Here is an 18,931-nt window from a genome sequence, read left to right on the forward strand (position 1 = left end):
AAGCAATTTTAAATTTTTAAAAAAAGTAAGATTGGCAAAAGCCACTCTTACACGTTTAATCATACGATTTATTATTCATAACCCTCTACAATCAATTGACAAATGCGATGACTTTCAAGAGAAGATTCCATACTTACTGGATTGACTTGATTTTCAATACCTGCTATCGTTGCACGAATCAGCGGAGCAAAACCTCTTTTTTCAAGAGTTTGATCCCAATCACCAAAGGGTACAATTTGCTTATATTCAGCAGTTTCAATTTCATAATCTGTTAAGTTAACTACTCGATGTGTTCCAGTTGGCGACTGAACTTCTACGGATTCGAAATTAGCACCAGAAATATAATTCATTGTTGCGATACACTCGGAATGTTCTGTAGTAAGATGTAAAACACATGTTTTCAACTCACCATTTTCTTCTTTAATGCTAAAGTGTGTTTGTGTAATGGGTTCATCCAATAAAAATAAAGCGGTGTCAACTACATGAATAAACAAATCATAAATCGCATATTTCACACTGCCTAAACTGTTTGGCTTTGTTTTTTGAACTAAAATCATATTTTTATTGGAAACTTCTTTAACTTTTTGAATCATCGGCGCGAATCGGCGATTAAAACCTGTAATCAATAACGTCTTTTTTTCTTTTGCCAATTCCATTAACGCTTTTACTTCTTCAAGATTTTCGCTGATTGGTTTATCCACATAAACATGGATGCCTTTTTCGATACATTCTCTGATAAGGGCTTCATGGGTATGAGTGGCCGTATGTATAAACACAGCTTCAATACCGCTGCTCAATAACTCATCTATTGAAGGATATAAATTTGATATCCGGTATTTTTTACCAAGTTTGGCTAACTTTTCTTGATCACGTGTAAATAAATGCCATTCTATATCCTTATCCATTGCCATCATTACTGGTAAATATGCTTTTTGAGAAATATTTCCTAATCCAATGATTCCAATTTTCATTTCCTTACCTTCTCTCTTATTTTCTTTTTTCACTACTTATCCTATCATATTATATGCAAGATTACTCTTTTTAAAATGCGCTATAGTTTACTATTTAGTTATCTTTTGTACAATAAAGATACGATGTTACATTAGGAGGAATCTATTGATGAAATTTATCTCATGGAATGTCAATGGTTTAAGAGCCATTGTAAAAAAAGGATTTATGGAAATTTTCAATGAATTAGATGCTGATTTCTTTTGTTTACAAGAAACTAAGCTTCAAGAAGGACAAATAGATCTAGAACTTCCAGGTTACTATGATTATTGGAATTATGCAGAAAAAAAGGGGTATTCTGGAACAGCTATCTTTACCAAACATAAACCATTAGCTGTGGCTTATGGCATTGGAAAACCCGAACACGATCAAGAAGGACGAGTAATCACATTAAGCTATCCTGATTACTATGTGGTTACTTGTTATACCCCTAATTCTAAAAGCGAACTGAAACGTTTAGAATACCGTATGCAATGGGAAGAAGATTTCCAACTGTACTTAAAAACATTAGATTCCGAAAAACCAGTTATTCTCTGCGGGGATCTAAATGTTGCTCACGAGAATATCGATTTAAAAAACTGGAAAACGAATCAATTAAGTGCGGGTTTTAGCAAAGAAGAACGCATGAAATTTTCGGCTTTATTAGATGCTGGATTTATTGATACTTTTCGCTACTTCTATCCTGATTTGGAAGGGGCTTATACATGGTGGAATTATCGATTTAATGCCCGTAAGACGAATGCCGGCTGGCGCATTGATTATTTCTGTGTCTCTAATCGCCTACAAGATCAGTTGCAAGAGGCACGGATTCTAGACGATATAGTTGGTTCAGATCATTGTCCTGTAGAATTAATTCTAAAAGAAAATAGATAAGCAATTTTTATGCAAAACCAAATACCATCATCTAAGAGAATTTTTTTGTTGCAAATTTTTTTTATAAACTATATACTAATTAAGATGAAATCGATAGTTTTTCATAAGGGAGTAACTGGCAGCAACAGCTGTGGCAACGTCACCAACAAGTAGATTTGCAACGATCTTCTGGTGTTGTCTTAAATAGTGAGACTTATGCACATTGTTCTCTATAAGGACAATCCTGCATAAGTCTCTTTTTTTATCGATTTTACTAACCATCAATTAAAGGAGGATATTGAGCGTACAAAAACAAGCTTAGCTAATGATTCGACTAGTTTTTTACAAGATCATTGCCAATCAACATAAAACTTGTTTGATGATAGTGAATATGCTACTATTTTTGGCAACTGTACTATACTGGTACTATAACGAAATTATTTTTATTAGTTCTTATTAACAACCGTTTTTACAGACAACTCTGATTGTCTGTTAGTAAACCGTCTAATTTTTTTTACGAAAGGGTGTATCACTTGGAAAATTATCAAAAAGACCAAGAAACAATATTATCAGAATTACAGACTTCACCAAAAGGCTTGCAGGATGCCGAAGTCAAAACACGTCAGGAACGTGATGGCTTAAATGAATTGAAGCAAAAAGCTAAAGATTCCGTTCTTAAATTATTTTTAGCAACTTTTAAAGACGCAATGGTTATCGTGCTATTAATAGTAGCCGTTATCCAAATGGCTTTAGGTTCAGTAGTTGAATCATTGATCATTTTTGCTGTTCTAATGATCAACTCTGTTATCAGTGTTATTCAAACTAAAAAAGCTGAAAGTTCACTTGATGCGTTGTCCAGTCTCTCTGCTCCTGAATCGAAAGTAATCCGTAATGGCGTTAAAGTAACCATTCCGGCAAAAGAACTTGTTGTAGGAGATATTGTTATCTTAGATGCTGGGGATTATGTTCCAGCGGATGGACGTTTACTAGAAGCAGGATCACTTCAAATCAATGAAGGAATGCTAACTGGTGAATCTGTTCCGGCAGACAAAGATATTGAGATTGTTGAAAAAGAAGTACCTGTTGGAGATCGTTCAAACATGGTTCATAGTGGAACTTTAGTTACCTATGGTCGTGGTCTTGTAGTTGTTACAGGTACAGGTAACAATACTGAAATCGGTCAAGTTGCTAGCTTAATAGACAACGCAGTAGCTAAACAAACACCATTGCAAAGAAAATTAGACGACTTTAGTAAAAAACTAGGATTTGGTATTCTTATTCTTTCCATTCTTATCTTTGCTATCCAAGCCGCTCGTATCTTCTTTGGTGGAGCAACAGATGTGAATACTGAATTATTGAATGCCTTTATGTTCGCTGTTGCGGTAGCCGTTGCTGCCATTCCTGAAGCATTACAATCTATCGTTACTATCGTTCTTTCTACTGGAACAAACAAAATGGCTAAGAAACATGCGATCATTCGTAAGCTTCCAGCAGTTGAAACATTAGGTTCAACAAGTGTTATTTGTACAGATAAAACCGGTACATTGACACAAAATAAAATGACGATAGTTGATTACTTTTTACCAAATGGACAAACAGGCGACTTCAATTCTACTCCTGATACATGGACTACTGATGAAGCTCGTTTAATGCAAATTGCTGTATTAGCAAATGATTCTAACATCAATGACCAAGGTCAAGAACTTGGTGACCCAACTGAAGTTGCTATGATTGCTTTCAGTAATAAAGTGAACAAACCTTACCATGAATTACGTAATGCTTACCCTAGATTAGCTGAATTGCCTTTTGATTCAGATCGTAAGCTAATGTCTACTGTTCATGTCATTGACGGCGAAAACCTTATGTTAACAAAAGGTGGCCCCGATGTAGTCTTTAACCGCAGTTCAAAAATCTTGATTGATGGAAAAGTCGTTCCTTTAACAGATGACAACCTAAAATCTTTAGCTGATCAAAATGAAATCTTTTCAGATCGTGCTTTGCGCGTATTGGCTTTTGCTTATAAACCTGTTTCAGAAGGAGAAAACATTACTTTTGAAGACGAAAACGATTTGATTCTAGTTGGTTTAGTTGCTATGATCGATCCGCCTCGTGAAGCTGTTTATGGCGCTGTAGAACAAGCTAAAAAAGCTGGTATCAAAACAGTTATGATTACCGGTGACCACAAAACAACTGCACGTGCAATTGCTCGTGATATCGGAATCTCAGAACCAGACGACATCGCTTTGACTGGTCAAGAATTAGACGCTCTAAGTGAAGACGAGTTAAATGCTAAACTAGAAAAAATTTCAGTTTATGCTCGTGTTTCTCCAGAAAATAAAATCAGAATCGTTCGCGCTTGGCAAAATAAAGACAAGATCTCTGCTATGACTGGTGATGGTGTAAATGATGCACCTGCACTGAAACAAGCAGATATCGGAATCGCAATGGGTAGCGGAACAGACGTAGCTAAAGATGCAGCTGCAATGGTATTGACGGATGATAACTTTGTTTCAATCATTAGTGCCGTTGAAGTTGGTCGTAATGTATTTGATAACATCAAAAAAGCAGTTGCTTACCTATTTGCTGGTAACCTTGGTGCTATTATCGCAATCATTGTTGCGTTACTAATGAACTGGGTTAACCCATTCACTGCTTTACAATTATTGTTCATCAACTTAGTTAATGACTCTATTCCTGCTATTGCCTTAGGAATGGAAAAAGGCGAACCAAATGTTATGGAACGTAAACCTAGAGATCCAAACGAAGGTATCTTCGCAGGTGACACTTTAAGATCTGTTCTTTATCGTGGTGTGCTTATCGGTATCGCAGTAGTTATCTCACAATTTATAGGATTAGGTTATTCAAACGAAATGAGTATTGCTATGGCCTTTACGACACTTATCTTGGCTCGTACTTTACAAACTTTCCCTGCACGTTCAAATACACAAACTTCTATTGGAGCAGGTTTCTTCTCTAATATGTACGCTATATATGCTGTTTTATTCTGTTCTGTTTTATATGGTGTGACAGTTCTTCCAGGTGTTCGTTCAATCTTTAATATCCCAAATAATTTTGGTTGGGAACAATGGGGAATTGCTGCAGGCTTAGCTTTAGCAGCTGTCATTTTAATGGAATTAGCGAAATTTATTCCTTCTAAAAAGGAAGTTTAAGACAAATATCTGAGTAAAGAAGAAGAAATCTTTTGTCTGTTGATAAAATCAGCAGCTAGAGATTTTCTTCTTTTTTAGGTTGTATGATAGTGTTGATGCATCAAGCTAAAATTTCTTCTGGAATGATCGGGTTTGCTTGTGTAGAGCCATGAGAACGTCTGAAGCCTGTAGTCTTCAGAGCTTTCAAGCCTCAAACAAAGCGTAACCGCTGAAGTGTCAACGCTCTGTAATTCGCATTGAATCTTTTATACGGCTACAAGCAACCCCTATTCCTCCAAAAATTTTGTATAATCAATTTTAGAAATCTGCCAACACTAAAAATTATAGGCCTCTTTTTTATTGAAATTTATCACTAGCAAATTTCATTTAAATCCTTTATACTATTAACCGAATGCTTGTTCGAGGAGGAAAAAACATGAACTTTGTTGCATTGGATTTTGAAACAGCTAGCCATCAACGCCATAGTGCTTGTTCAATTGCACTGACAGTTGTACGAAATAGTCAAATCGTTGATCATTATTACTCTCTCATTAAACCTGAAACTGAATTTTTTTGGCGTAATGTTCAAATTCATGGCATTACCAAAGAAGATGTCCAAACTGCTCCATCTTTTCCAGAGGTTTGGGAAACGATAAAACCTTTCTTCAAAGAAAATAAACTGATCGTTGCTCACAATCTTCCATTTGACCGTGGTGTGTTACAAGGCTGTCTTGATTATTATCAATTGCAACAACCTCATTTTCAAACACTTTGTACGGTCCAATCGAGTCGGAAATTGATCACAGAAATTCCTAATCATAAATTGAACACGGTTTGTGACCATTTAGGTATCCGTTTAGACAATCACCATAATGCACTTGAAGACAGCAATGCTTGTGCAACTATTCTGCTGTATTTAGAAGATCATTTTGGAACAGACCCTTTAAAAAAACTGGTTAAACATGTTTAATTTCAATTAGAGCTAATGGTTTAAACTATTTTCCAACCACAAAAAAAGCTTTGCAAAAGTTATCTTTTGCAAAGCTTTTTTAAATTTCTCCAATCATCATACTCATCAGACAAACATCCAAATAAACTCCATTATCTTTAACCCCTCTTGGCATGATTGCTTCAAGTTCAAAGCCCATTTTTTCATAAAGGCGGCGTGCTCGTTCATTGCGAGCTTGAACGGTTAGTTCTAATCGTTTTAAATTACTTGATGGACCCTTTGCCCATTCAATCAATTTCTCCATCATTGTGGTACCTAATCGTAACCCCCAATACTCTTGTGCAATTGAAATACTGATATCTCCAATATGATTCAATTTCGGTTGATCTTTTCCATGAATTTCAGCCATTCCTATGATTTCTTCTTTATCTAAAGCGACTAATAAAAAGGTTTTATCAGATTCTAGAATAGCTTCAATTTCTTTATATTCTGCTTCTATAGTTTTACTTGGTCCCTCGGCTCCCATTGTCATAAAACCCGTTTCGCTTGCAATTCGCTGCAAATGTTTCAGCACATTTTGGGCGTCTCCAGGGATAGCTTCTCGAAAAATTATCGTATCTCTCATTTACTGTCACTCTGATCTTCGTCAAACGAGCGAAGCAATTCTTCGTATCTTTTCCCAACAGGATCAAAAGTCAGCTCACGTTCCGTTAAGTCTTCTCCAACAGGAACAAGCTTGATTTGCAAATATTCTTGAGGTAAATCTTCTGGAATAAATGTTGCCCATTCAATAATGGAAACACCATCTCCTTCAAAATATTCTTCTAATCCTAAATCCATCCCACCTGTTTCTTCTAGTCGGTAGACATCCATATGGTACAAAGGCAACCTTCCTTCAAGGTATTCTCTGATAATGGTATATGTCGGACTTTTGATTACTTTGGTGATTCCAAGTCCTTCAGCTAACCCTTTTGTAAAAGTTGTTTTTCCAGCTCCAAGATTCCCTTCTAAAAGAATGACATCTCCTGGTTCAAGAAATTTTGCTAACTCTGCAGCTGCTGCTTTAGTTTCTTCTTCATTATGTGCTTTTAGTCGTTTCATGTTATTCTCCTCTATCCGTTTCTACTTACCTTTTATTGTAATTCAAGTATGTAAAAAAAGCTAAATAAAAAATCAATCAAACCATTATCTGTTTGATTGATTTTTTATTTCGTACATTTATTCACTACATACTGTTATTCGTTGATTAATAAATTGTTGATTTTCGATTTCATCCACTAGCGCAAGAGCAAAATCAGCGTAACTGATCTCACTTTCCCCTTTGCTATTGGTTAACAACTGATCTTGGCCTAATTGGTATTTTCCAGTCCGTTTGCCTTCAGGATTAAAAAATGCAGAAGGACTTAGATAAGTCCAATTGATATCTTCAGATAATTTTAACTGGTCAAAAGCTTTTCCCATATTCATTGCTGTAGGTTTAGCTTCTTCAGGAAAATCCGGAGTGTCCATTAAGCGTGTTTTAGTTGCGTCATCAACATACAAACTACCCGCTCCACCAACAACGATTAGGCGTGGCGTATCATGCCCTTGGATTAAGGATACAATATAAGATAAGCTTGTTTGATGCAATTCTTCTTTCCCTAGTGGGGCGTTAAATGCATCAACCACTACATCCAACTCTTTGATATCATCAAAATCTAAGTCATATAAATCTTTTTCAATATAATGACTATCTTTACTGTCTGTTAACTTTGAAGCGTTTCGAACCAAAGGAATGACTTCGTGCCCTCTAATCAAAGCCTCTGCTGAAATTTTCGAACCTGATTTACCTGTTGCACCGATAATTCCGATTTTCATATAAATTCCTCCTTGTGCTACTGATTGTTCTTATTTAATTATAATGAGAAAGCATCCGATTGAGCAACTATTCTCTCTTTATCAAAAAAAACATTAAAAATTACATACCAAAAAAAGCTGACTCGATTGAGTCAGCTTCATTTGGTTTTATTAATTCATTAAAGTTTGGTTAGCAGTAATGATTGCTAATTTGTAGACGTCTTCTTCGTTACAACCACGAGATAAATCTGAAATTGGTTTGTTTAACCCTTGCAAAATGGGTCCAATAGCTTCGAAATTACCAAAACGTTGTGCAATTTTGTAACCGATATTTCCTGATTGTAGTTCTGGGAAAACAAATACACTTGCTTGTCCAGCAACTTTTGAATCTGGAGCTTTTTGTTCAGCAACAGAAGCTACAAACGCAGCATCAAATTGCATTTCACCATCAATTTCGTATTGAGGAGCAAGTTCTTGAGCAATCTTAGCAGCTTCTGCTACTTTAGTTGCTTCTTCAGCAACAGCTGATCCTTTTGTTGAAAAGCTTAGCATTGCAACTTTTGGTTCAATCCCAAACATTTCTGCTGTTTTAGCACTTTCAACAGCTATTTCAGCTAATTCTTGAGCATTTGGGTTTACGTTGATTGCACAATCAGAGAACAAGTATTTTTCTTGTCCACGGCCACGCATCATGATAAATGCGCCACTTGTACGGCTGACGCCTGGTTTAGTTTTAATGATTTGTAATGCAGGACGAACTGTTTCACCTGTTGAATGGATTGCTCCACTTACTAAACCATCAACTAGTCCCATGTAAGTTAACATTGTACCAAAGTAATTTTCATCTTTTAATAATTGAATCGCTTTTTCTTCAGTAACTTTTCCTTTACGGCGTTCTACGAAAGCAGCAACCATTTCATTTAATTTATCATAATTAGCTGGATCAACAATTTCAATATTTTCTACATTAAAACCACGGTTTTTTGCAGCTTCTTTTACAACTTCAGGATTTCCAATTAATACCGGTTGAATTAAATCTTCAGATGCTAAACGAACTACAGCACCAAGTATACGAGGTTCCGATCCTTCTGGAAATACGATACGTACTTTTTTTCCTTTAATCTTTCCTGATAAACTTTCAATTAGTTCCACATTAACAACCTCCGCAATTTGTGATTATATATACATTGCTATCATACTCTTATTTTCATGAAAATGACAGTCTTTTGAGCTCAAAACCTATAAGTATTCCTTATTTAACTGATTCAGGCAATTGCCAGTTTATTGGCTCTTCGCCGAATTTGATTAATGCCTCATTCGCTTTGGAAAATGGCTTCGATCCAAAAAAACCACGATAAGCAGATAAAGGACTAGGATGAACTGAAGTTATCACGACGTGTTTTGATTCATCAATCAAGGCTCTCTTTTTTATCGAAGGATTGCCCCATAGAATAAAGACCATTGGTTGATCACGGTCACTTAATTTTTTTATAACGGCATCGGTTAGTGTCTCCCATCCCTTTCCTTTATGTGAATGAGCTTGTCCTTTACGCACTGTTAATACAGTATTTAACAATAGCACACCTTGTTTAGCCCATGATTCTAGATAACCATGATTTACAGGTGAGATTCCTAAATCACTTTCTAGTTCTTTATAGATATTAACTAGTGAAGGAGGAATCTTCACAGTTGGCAACACAGAAAAACTTAATCCATGAGCTTGATTTGGTCCGTGATAAGGGTCTTGCCCTAAAATAACTACTTTTACTTCATTATAAGGTGTCCATTCAAAAGCTTGCCAAATGTGATCCATCTCTGGATAAACGATTGTTTCTTGATATTCTTGAACAAGAAATTCTTTCAGTGAATGGTAAGATGGTGTGTTTGTTTGTTCTAGCAAAATTGGCAACCAATCATTTTTTACAGTTACACTCATGGTTATTTCTCCTTTGTCCCTTTAAAGGTACATTCTTTTTAGTTTACTTCTATCCTACAAGAATTAGGCGTTTCACACAACTCTGCTCTTCACCTGTTCCTTATTTCTTTTGGATAAATTTAAGAAGAAAAAGGCATTATGTGTTTATTTTATCTCTATTAATGGTAGACTTATTAAGACAAATGAATCTTGGGAGGAACCAAAAATGATAGAACTTATTGTATCTGATATGGATGGAACATTATTAAATGAAAAAATGAAAGTTTCTGAAACAAATGCCACTGCTATTAAAGCGGCTATGAAACAAGGAATCCATTTTATGGTTGCAACAGGACGCGGCTTTACTGAAGCTCATCCGTTGCTTGAAGAAGTGGGCATTAACTGTTCATTCATCACTCTAAATGGAGCTCAAGTATACAACGAAGAAGGTAAAGTAATCCAAAATATTGGAATTGATAAGAAAACTGTTCATGAAATCGTTGCTGAAATAAAGAAAAGAAATCTTTATTGTGAGATGACGACATCAAATGGAATTTATTCAGATAATAAAGCTAAACGTATTGAATCTGTGGCTTCTTTATTATACGAAACTAACCCGGATACGACTTACAAAATGGCTGTTGTTTTAGCAGCTGCCCGTTTAGAAATTATGAACATCAATTATGTTGAAGATTACGAACAACTTGTGCATGATGATTCCATTGAAATTTTAAAAGTCATTGCATTTAGTGATGAAGGCCGCAAAGTACTTGGCCCACTTACTGAGGACCTTGAAAAATCTGGAAATCTTGCTGTTACAGCTTCTTTTGTTAATAATATTGAAATCAATAACATTAACGCACAAAAAGGGATTGCTCTTGAAGAAGCTGCAAAAAAATTAAATATCCCACTTGAAAATATCATGACTCTTGGTGATAACTTTAATGATGTCTCTATGTTGAAAGTGGCTGGTTATAGTTTTGCTATGGAGAATGCTGAAGAAGAAGTTAAAACATATGCAAAATATCGCACAACTAGTAATAATAGCAATGGTGTAGCTCATGCCATTACATTGGCTTTAAACAACAACTTGGAATCAGCTAAGGCCCCAAGTATCATGGAAAACGCAGAATAAAGATGATCCATTCAATCATAGATTTGAAACGTAACAGTTTGCTTTCTTTTTTCGTTATTAGTAGTAGGCTTATATTTTTTTAGCCTACCTACTGAATGAAGGGAGAGACTAATATGGATGCAAGTACACAATGGTTTTCCGCTGTAATAGAAATGGTCGGTAACGTTGGTTTTCCTATCTTTATCGCTTTTTTTCTACTTCAGCGTATGGAAACCAAACTTGATGACGTTGTAAAAGCTCTAAACGAACTCAGCCAAGTGATCAAATCAGCTGCATAAAGAAAACTCACCGCCGTTTTTTTACGGTGGTTTTTTAGTTATGTATTCCGTTTCACTATTCTTTTTGGTATAATTAATACAGATATGTATCCGCTTAATTTATCATTAGAGGAGCGTTCATTATGGTACTTTTGTATATGAAACAAAAATACGTTTCCAAACAAGAAAAAATCCTCGTAAAAAATGAACAAGGCAAAGACATGTACCTGATTTCAGGTAGGTGGGGCAGAGTCGGTGACAAAATATCTTTATATGCTATAGATGGAACTTTGCTTGTAGAATTCAAACAAACCGTATTATCCTTATTTCCTAAATTTGATATTTATATACAAGACAAAAAAATAGGCTCTATAGTGAAGCATCGTACTTTAAAGACGGTTTACTTTAAAGTCACTCCATTAAATTGGATTGTAACTGGAGATTTTTATAATCATCATTATTTTGTACGCTACGAAAATCAGCTTGTTATGGAACTGGATAAAACTTATACATCTATTGGAGACTATTACAGATTGTCTATCTCAGAAGCCCAGTATGCACCCATTTGTTTGTGTATCGCTTTGATTGTTGATAACCTCACTCTAACACGTTTGCCTAAACCAGCTCTAAAGAAAGTTAGCCGAGCTCTCCAAACATTTTAACTTACAAAAAATGACTCTTCGTCAACTGGTGTTGATAGAAGAAAATAACATTTCTTCTGGAATAGACAGGATTTGCTTGTGGAGAGACATGGAATCGCCTGAAGCCTTAAACAAAACGTAATCGCAATTGATGAAGCATCAACGCTTTGTCATTCGCATTGAATTCAATGCAAGCTACAAGCAAACCCTATTCCTCCAGAAATAACGTGCCATTAATTTAACTAAGCTATCAACACTAAAAAGTTTAGAGCTCTAAAAAAAGCATTGATCTGGTATTTTTTTACAGATCAATGCTTTTTTCATTCACATTCCATTGCATATGATCGTACAAATGATCACCTAAAGTACATTCCCAAACTTTTTTAAAACCTATTTTAAGGTAAAGTTGTTGTGCCTTTTTATTTTGTTGATCACAATTCAATCCAATAATTTTTTCATTTTCTGCCATTGCATTAACAGGCAATGCCTCTATCAATTCTGTTGCCACACCTTGTCCTCTAAAATTCTCATCTGTTACTAAAGAATCTAAGTACCACTCTCCCTTAAGTGTTTCAGCATCATTAAATAGTGGTTCCATTATTCCGTATTCTTTTAATTTTTCATTTAATGGATCATCAATTACAGCTTCCAACTCGCCTTTGTAACCAAAACATACTCCTGCTCTTTTTCCATCACGGACACAGATAAATGCACGGCGGTAACTATAACGGTAATTTTTATTTTCCATAGCTTTTTTCATCCAATTTTTTAGGACATCAGAATCTATTTCTTTTAGCAATGGCAGCTCCATGTCTTCTAAAATAATCCATACCCATTCTATTAATTGATCGATATCTGAATGTTCAGCTTTTCGAATCATTTTCCTACCAGCTTTCTTTAACGTAATTTCATTTCTATCATAGCGAATGAGAGATGCCTATTCAACCATTTAATCTATTCTTAAAAACATTTCCATGTCAGAACATATCACACGAGAGTATTACGTTACTGTTGCAATCGAGTTAGAATTAAATTAAAATGATACCTTAGACAAGGAGGCTTATTAATGAATTTACGAAAAAAATCATTTTTTACACTTATGACAGCTTTACTACTGACAGTCATTTTCACCATACTACTGCCTAGTACAGCTGCTGCCCAAGAAACAAACAAAACCTATATTATTGGAACGGACGTTACTTTTGCTCCATTTGAATACAAAGACGTTGATGGAGAATACAAGGGAATTGATGTGGATTTATTAGATGCTATTGCCAAAGATCAAGGCTTCAATTATGAATTACGACCTTTAGGATTTAGTGCTGCACTGCAAGCTTTAGAGTCAAATCAAATAGACGGTATGATTGCTGGGATGAGCATTACACCTGAACGTCAAGAATCTTTTGACTTTTCTGATCCTTATTTTGAGAGCGGCGTTGTTATGGCTGTTTCTGAAACAAATGATGGCATCACTTCTTATGAAGATCTAGAAGGGAAAACAGTAGCTGTTAAGGTTGGTACAACTGGTGCTGCTTTTGCTGAGTCTATTCAAGAAGAATTCGGATTTGAATTAAATACTTTTGAAGATTCTGCAAATATGTATGAAGATGTTTTAACCGGAAACTCAGATGCTGCTTTTGAAGATTATCCTGTAATGGCTTATGCTATCCAATCTGGACTAGGACTAAAACTAACAATGGATCCTGAACCTGGAGATAATTATGGCTTTGCCGTAAATAAAGGACAAAATGCTGAGTTATTGGAAATGTTCAATAATGGATTAATAAATATTCGTGCTAATGGAACTTATGATGAAATAATGGATACTTACCTAGGTGATACATCTACCAAAAATGATTCAGCTAACCTTGGATTTTTTGGTTTGATCCAACAAAATGGCAGTGAATTATTAAAAGGACTAGGCAGAACATTACTATTAACCATTATCTCTTTTGCAATTGCTACGGTTTTTGGTGTTGTTTTAGGATTATTTAATGCTTCACCGAATAAAGTATTGAACTGGATAGCAACAATTTACGTCGATATTCTACGTGGTATACCTTTGATTGTATTAGCCTTTTTTATTTACTTCTCTATTCCTCAATTTTTGAGTATTCAAATACCCGCTTATATTGCTGGGGTAATTACGTTGAGCTTAAATACCACAGCTTATATTGCTGAATTGGTTCGTGGTGGTATCCAAGCAGTAGACACAGGTCAACTGGAAGCTTCAAGAAGTTTAGGTCTTACTTACAATACGTCTATGCGTAAAGTTGTTTTGCCACAAGCTGTTAAAATAATGATTCCATCTTTTATTAATCAGTTTGTCATTACTCTTAAAGATACCTCAATTCTATCTGTTATCGGTATTGTTGAATTGACTCAAACCGGAAAAATTATTATTGCTCGTACCTACTCTTCTGGAGATATGTGGTTGATTGTTGGACTGATGTATATTATCGTCATCACGATCCTAACGAAGTTTTCAAACTATATTGAAAGGAGAATATCAAATGACTAAAGTAAAAGTGGAACATCTAAAGAAAAATTTTGGAAGTTTAGAAGTTTTAAAAGACTTGAATGTTGAAGTTCAAGAAGGAGAAGTAGTTTGTATCATCGGACCTTCAGGATCTGGTAAAAGTACGTTTCTCCGCTGTATGAATGCTTTAGAAGAAATTACAGGTGGCAAAGTCATTATTGATGACTTTGATCTCACTGATCCAAAACAAGACATCAATAAAGTACGCGAAAACATTGGAATGGTTTTTCAAAATTTTAATTTGTTCCCTCATTTAACGGTTTTAGAAAATATTACGTTAGCACCAAGAGAACTAAAAAAGGATTCTACTGAAGCTATTAAAAACCGTGCACTAGAATTATTGGAAACCGTTGGACTTTCTGAAAAAGCAAATGATTACCCTAAATCATTATCTGGTGGACAAAAGCAACGTGTTGCGATTGCACGTGCTTTAGCAATGAATCCAGATATTATGTTGTTTGATGAACCTACAAGCGCTCTTGATCCAGAAATGGTTGGCGATGTGTTGGAAGTTATGCAAAAATTGGCAGATCAAGGTATGACTATGCTGGTGGTGACTCATGAAATGGGCTTCGCTAAAGAAGTAGCTGATCGCGTGATTTTCATGGATGGTGGATACATTGTTGAAGAAGGCAAACCTGAACAACTCTTTAACCATCCCCAACATGAACGAACAAAGAACTTTTTAGAGAAAATTTTAGTTTAAAAAAAAGATCTGCCATAAGAGTAAACTCTCATATGGCAGATCTTTTTTATTTTTATGCATTAACTATTTCATTTAATTCGTTTTCTTCATTCTTTTGGTTCTTTTTTTGTAAGAAATGCATTGTTACAATCAATAACCCATTGAAAAGAATAATGATTCCAATCATCACAACGTTCGCATGCCAATAAATGTCATTTCCTAAACCATCACTGATGGCTTGTCTAAACCCATAAACAGAATATGTCATTGGCAAGAATAAGTGAATAGATTGAAAGAACCCATTCGTCAATGGAATAGGGAATGTTCCGCCAGAGCCGCCTAATTGCAAGACAAGTAATATCATTGCTAAAAAGCGCCCAACATTATCTAGTGCGACTACTAAAGTTAACACGATAGACATAAAGGCTAAGGAAGTTAGCACGGCTAATAGGAAGAATTTCCCTATAAATAAAACTTCTAATCCGATCATTAATAAGATGCCACATTCTAATACAGCCATCAAGGTTGCTACAAGTATAGCTACAGAAACCTTGCTTAGCCACCACTCAAAACCGGATTTCCCTTCAAGTGCTCTCTTACGTACAGGATATATTGTAGTAAAGACAACTGCTCCAATATACAAGGCCATTGACATAATATATGGTGCTAATGCTGCACCATAATTTGGTACTTCACTATATTTTTCTTGTTTTAATTCGATTGGATTTGAAAACATATCCATTGTTTTATCCGTTGCGTCTACTTCATTAACTTTTGCGGAACCTTCCAATAAACTAGTTGATAGTTGGTTAGTTCCATCTTTTAACGTCTCGATTCCGTTGCCTAATGTTTGGGAACCACTGCTAAGGGCTTGTGACCCTTCTTTAAGCTGTGTTGAGCCATCTGCTAAGCTTGTGGCACCATTAGTTAAACTAGCCGAGTTTTCGTTCAAAAGAGACGCTCCCTGAGCTAATTGATTTGACCCACTGTTCAATTGATCGATTCCCGCAATTAGGTTTGGCAATTGAGAAGTTAGTTGTCCTATACCGCTGTTTAATTGTTCAGAACCTGTATTTAATGCTGTTGAATTTGCATTTAATTCATCTGCTCCAGTTTGCAAGGAGTTCACTCCATTTGTATAGTTTGTTACTCCTTCTACTAGACCATTCTCTCCTGATAAACCACTTTGAATGGCTACTAAGCCTTGGTTTAGTTCAGTCATCCCTTGAATAATTCCTTTATCTGAGTTGGTTCCTTGTCGTTCCAAAGCAGATTGAATGCCTGTTAAACCTGTAATCAACTCATTGATGGTTTGATTTGTTGCTGGCAATAGTTGGTTTGAACTTTGAGCTAATGTATCTACTTGCATTTTTAGTGCCGTTAATTGTTCCGTAAGCCCGCTAACGGCAGCTAATTCTGTCTGTAAATCGGTTAGCGAAGTACCCGTTTCATTTGCAGCTGCTGCTGTATCATTTATATCTTTACTTGCAACACCTATTTGATCTTTGATTGCAGTTATTTCAGTTTCTTTCTGATCAGATGTTGACTCTACTGCATTTACCAATTCATTTTGTTGTTCAGTAGTTAGACTATCGAATGCAGTTGTACTAGATAAAGCTGAAATAGTAGCATCATTATCTGCTTGAATCGTTCCTTCAAGTGCATTAACCTCAGACGTTAGTTTGGTTAAATCCTCTCCCGTTTTTCCGATATCTTGAGCAACTTCATTTAAACTTACACCAGATTGTTGCAGATTTGTTTGAATGCCACTAAAGTCAGTACCATCCGTCTGTCCGTTAAGAACAGCATCTAACTTTTGAATCCCATCGTTCATAGAAGACAAGTTTTCCATTAAAAATTGCAGCTGCTCAGCATTTTCATTAGATAAGCTACTATCTAATTCTGAGGAAAGCTGGTTCAAACCAGTTAACAATTGATCACTACCCGATTTAACTTGATCAACACCATTACTGACTTCAACTGTGCCTGCTTGTAAAGCCGAAGAGTTTTCGTTCAAGACTTTTGTTCCATCAGCAAGTTGTGAAACACCAGCAGTATAAGCTTTCAGTCCATTTGTGAGATCTGTTGAACCATTTTCTAAAAGAGATCCGCCATTTTCTAGTGGTTTTACTTTTGAAGATAATTGATTGATTCCTTTATTCAGTTGGTCTGCTCCATTGTTTACTTGAGACACACCAGCTGTATATTCTTTTAGTCCAACTTCCAACGTTTGTGTACCTTCTTCAAACGTTATTGTACTTGAAGACAATTTTTCCAAATTTTTTGTTAATTCTTGGCTTCCTTCGGCTAATTTTCCAGTTCCCTCATCAATTTCTCCTGCTCCTTCAGCCGCTTCTGAAAAACCTGTTCCAATTGTGCCTAATTGTTCAAAAATTGCTTCGGTATATGCTTTTGTTACATTAGCAGATACTTCTGCTTTAACATCTTTTGCAGCAGATTTACTAATGACTTCTCCAATATAATTTAATGACCCATTTGTTTCATAATCGATTATCATTTTTTTAGGATTCGTCTCCATCAACGTAGCAGCATCTGTTGAAAAATCGGTTGGCAATGTCATTACCATATAATACTCACGATTTTCTAAGCCCTTTTGCGCTTCTTCTTGAGACACAAAGTGCCAATCCAGTGCATCGTTCTTCTTGAGTTTATCAACAACATCAGAACCAATATCAAGCTGTGTTCCTTGATAGTCAACAGAGTGATCTAAATTAACTACAGCTACAGATAATTTATCTGTATTTCCATATGGATCCCAGTTAGATTTCAAAAAGAATCCAGCATACATAATAGGGATAAATAACATAACCATACAAGAGATCAGTAACATTTTATTAGAGACTAATTTCTTCCATTCCGTTTTTAACATGTCCATTTTACTTGTACATTCCTTTCAATATAAGACCATTTATTTTTTGTTCCAGTCAATATCAGGTATTTCACTTTTTCCTATTGATGACCAAATAAGTTGATCTAACGTCTGACGTTTTAGAAAATTTGTGTAGTGGTGATCTGCTTCTTCAAAAGTCGTTACTAAGGTTTTTTCTCCATTACTAGCTGGTTCGCCTATATCTGAGAAAACCTGGTTAATCATTCCAGAATTTGGATACGTAACAATCTTACCTTCTAATGCTTCAACAATTTCGAGTAAGTTTATTTTTTCAGGTTTTTTAGCTAATATAAAACCGCCATTGCTTCCAGGAATCGATGTTGCTAATCCACTAACAACTAACTTTCGAATAATTTTTCTGATATAAGAATGAGAGGTTCCTTTCAAACGACTATTTAATACATGCGAAGTGATTGGAATATAATTATCTTGAGTAGAAAGCATGGCTAATATACAGATTGCTTGTTCCAAACCTTTTGTTAACTTCATTGTTTCCCTTCTTTCTATTCCCTGTAGATTAATTGTGGACTTTAAATGTCCACGACGAATAATATACCTCTTTCTTTATAAAATTACAACTATTTTCTTCTTAAACTTTTGATTCTATAAAAAAGTGAATTTTGCTAGACAAGTTTAACAGTTCAAGCTATCCTAAGTGTAAAGAAATAAAGGAGTTGATCTGACATGTTTTTGGACATAACCGAGCTCGCTCAGCAAAAAATCAAACAGACCTGCTCTCATCACACAGGCCAATTGGTAATTTATTATGAATCTAGAATCGGCTGTACTTGTGGAAATAATGGTATTTTCTTATTAAAAATCACTCAGCAAAACGATTCAGAATTAGATGCAACTCTAGCCACTTCTTTAGGTGACTTACCTATTCAAGGGTGGAGCCTTCCTTTTTTAGATGAAAAGATGAAACTAGATTACAATGAAACAAAACATGCTCTTATTCTACGTAGCGATAGCGGTCTCATTAATGATAATGTATTAATTCTTAATGACAATAATCAATCTATTTCTTAAGTTTCTTAAACAGAACAGTAGACAT

General features: G+C 35.3%; 18 protein-coding genes. 9 read left to right on the forward strand and 9 right to left on the reverse strand.

The window, feature by feature from the left end; all coding sequences use genetic code 11:
• Positions 1 to 71 precede the first annotated feature (71 nt).
• Positions 72 to 971, reverse strand: coding sequence for a Gfo/Idh/MocA family protein (locus tag BLT48_RS06125; protein ID WP_035020125.1), 900 nt, complete (start codon positions 969 to 971; stop codon positions 72 to 74).
• A 148-nt stretch (positions 972 to 1,119) separates the two neighbouring features.
• Between BLT48_RS06125 and BLT48_RS06130 the strand changes: the two genes are divergently transcribed.
• The 3 genes from BLT48_RS06130 (at position 1,120) to BLT48_RS06140 (ending at position 5,979) form a co-directional block, all read left to right on the forward strand.
• A complete protein-coding gene (locus BLT48_RS06130; protein ID WP_035020127.1) occupies positions 1,120 to 1,881 on the forward strand; it encodes an exodeoxyribonuclease III in 762 nt (253 codons plus the stop codon).
• Positions 1,882 to 2,393: 512 nt separating this feature from the next.
• Entirely contained in the window at positions 2,394 to 5,030 is a 2,637-nt protein-coding gene (locus BLT48_RS06135; protein WP_089976248.1) for a cation-translocating P-type ATPase, read from the forward strand.
• A 415-nt stretch (positions 5,031 to 5,445) separates the two neighbouring features.
• Positions 5,446 to 5,979, forward strand: coding sequence for a 3'-5' exonuclease (locus BLT48_RS06140; protein WP_089976252.1), 534 nt, complete (start codon positions 5,446 to 5,448; stop codon positions 5,977 to 5,979).
• A gap of 79 nt (positions 5,980 to 6,058) precedes the next feature.
• Here the strand turns inward: BLT48_RS06140 and BLT48_RS06145 are convergent, their stop codons facing one another.
• The 5 genes from BLT48_RS06145 to BLT48_RS06165 all read right to left on the reverse strand — a co-directional run bounded on the left by BLT48_RS06145 (position 6,059) and on the right by BLT48_RS06165 (position 9,730).
• Complete coding sequence (locus BLT48_RS06145) at positions 6,059 to 6,583, reverse strand: GNAT family N-acetyltransferase (RefSeq protein WP_035020133.1); 525 nt, start codon at positions 6,581 to 6,583, stop codon at positions 6,059 to 6,061.
• Positions 6,580 to 7,059, reverse strand: coding sequence for a tRNA (adenosine(37)-N6)-threonylcarbamoyltransferase complex ATPase subunit type 1 TsaE (gene tsaE, locus BLT48_RS06150; RefSeq protein ID WP_035020134.1), 480 nt, complete (start codon positions 7,057 to 7,059; stop codon positions 6,580 to 6,582). The genes BLT48_RS06145 and tsaE overlap by 4 nt, the downstream gene beginning before the upstream one ends.
• 117 nt (positions 7,060 to 7,176) lie before the next feature.
• Positions 7,177 to 7,815 (reverse strand): NAD(P)-dependent oxidoreductase, encoded by a 639-nt coding sequence (locus BLT48_RS06155; RefSeq protein WP_035020135.1) that lies wholly within the window; start codon positions 7,813 to 7,815, stop codon positions 7,177 to 7,179.
• A 150-nt stretch (positions 7,816 to 7,965) separates the two neighbouring features.
• Positions 7,966 to 8,946, reverse strand: coding sequence for a phosphate acetyltransferase (gene pta, locus BLT48_RS06160; protein WP_035020136.1), 981 nt, complete (start codon positions 8,944 to 8,946; stop codon positions 7,966 to 7,968).
• Positions 8,947 to 9,046: 100 nt separating this feature from the next.
• Complete coding sequence (locus tag BLT48_RS06165) at positions 9,047 to 9,730, reverse strand: uracil-DNA glycosylase (protein WP_089976257.1); 684 nt, start codon at positions 9,728 to 9,730, stop codon at positions 9,047 to 9,049.
• 205 nt (positions 9,731 to 9,935) lie between these two features.
• Between BLT48_RS06165 and BLT48_RS06170 the strand changes: the two genes are divergently transcribed.
• From BLT48_RS06170 to BLT48_RS06180, 3 genes are all read left to right on the forward strand, one after another.
• Positions 9,936 to 10,844 carry a Cof-type HAD-IIB family hydrolase gene (locus BLT48_RS06170; RefSeq protein ID WP_035020138.1) on the forward strand — a complete coding sequence of 303 codons (909 nt, stop codon included), beginning with the start codon at positions 9,936 to 9,938 and terminating at the stop codon, positions 10,842 to 10,844.
• Positions 10,845 to 10,957: 113 nt separating this feature from the next.
• Positions 10,958 to 11,122, forward strand: a complete 165-nt coding sequence (locus tag BLT48_RS06175; RefSeq protein WP_226776587.1) for a YvrJ family protein — start codon at positions 10,958 to 10,960, stop codon at positions 11,120 to 11,122.
• Positions 11,123 to 11,244: 122 nt separating this feature from the next.
• Positions 11,245 to 11,763, forward strand: coding sequence for an LURP-one-related/scramblase family protein (locus tag BLT48_RS06180; RefSeq protein ID WP_089976260.1), 519 nt, complete (start codon positions 11,245 to 11,247; stop codon positions 11,761 to 11,763).
• Positions 11,764 to 12,043: 280 nt separating this feature from the next.
• Here BLT48_RS06180 and BLT48_RS06185 read toward each other — a convergent pair whose 3' ends face one another.
• Positions 12,044 to 12,622 carry a GNAT family N-acetyltransferase gene (locus tag BLT48_RS06185; RefSeq protein ID WP_035020141.1) on the reverse strand — a complete coding sequence of 193 codons (579 nt, stop codon included), beginning with the start codon at positions 12,620 to 12,622 and terminating at the stop codon, positions 12,044 to 12,046.
• Between the two features lie 186 nt (positions 12,623 to 12,808).
• Here BLT48_RS06185 and BLT48_RS06190 point away from each other — a divergent pair, with 186 nt between their 5' ends.
• Both BLT48_RS06190 and BLT48_RS06195 read left to right on the forward strand, forming a co-directional pair.
• On the forward strand, positions 12,809 to 14,263 hold the full coding sequence (locus BLT48_RS06190; RefSeq protein ID WP_035020142.1) for an amino acid ABC transporter substrate-binding protein/permease: 1,455 nt from the start codon (positions 12,809 to 12,811) through the stop codon (positions 14,261 to 14,263).
• Entirely contained in the window at positions 14,256 to 14,987 is a 732-nt protein-coding gene (locus tag BLT48_RS06195) for an amino acid ABC transporter ATP-binding protein (protein ID WP_035020144.1), read from the forward strand. Before BLT48_RS06190 ends, BLT48_RS06195 begins: the two co-directional genes overlap by 8 nt.
• Before the next feature lie 52 nt (positions 14,988 to 15,039).
• Here the strand turns inward: BLT48_RS06195 and BLT48_RS06200 are convergent, their stop codons facing one another.
• Together BLT48_RS06200 and BLT48_RS06205 are read right to left on the reverse strand one after the other, a co-directional pair.
• The gene (locus tag BLT48_RS06200) at positions 15,040 to 17,862 is read right to left on the reverse strand and encodes a YhgE/Pip domain-containing protein (RefSeq protein WP_089976264.1); all 2,823 of its coding nucleotides are present in this window, start codon (positions 17,860 to 17,862) and stop codon (positions 15,040 to 15,042) included.
• Between the two features lie 33 nt (positions 17,863 to 17,895).
• Entirely contained in the window at positions 17,896 to 18,366 is a 471-nt protein-coding gene (locus BLT48_RS06205) for an Rrf2 family transcriptional regulator (RefSeq protein WP_089976267.1), read from the reverse strand.
• A gap of 195 nt (positions 18,367 to 18,561) precedes the next feature.
• Here BLT48_RS06205 and BLT48_RS06210 point away from each other — a divergent pair, with 195 nt between their 5' ends.
• A complete protein-coding gene (locus BLT48_RS06210; protein ID WP_035020149.1) occupies positions 18,562 to 18,906 on the forward strand; it encodes an iron-sulfur cluster biosynthesis family protein in 345 nt (114 codons plus the stop codon).
• Positions 18,907 to 18,931: the final 25 nt, after the last annotated feature.

Origin of the sequence: Carnobacterium viridans (assembly GCF_900102725.1) — a bacterium.
Taxonomy (GTDB): Bacteria; Bacillota; Bacilli; order Lactobacillales; family Carnobacteriaceae; genus Carnobacterium_B; species Carnobacterium_B viridans.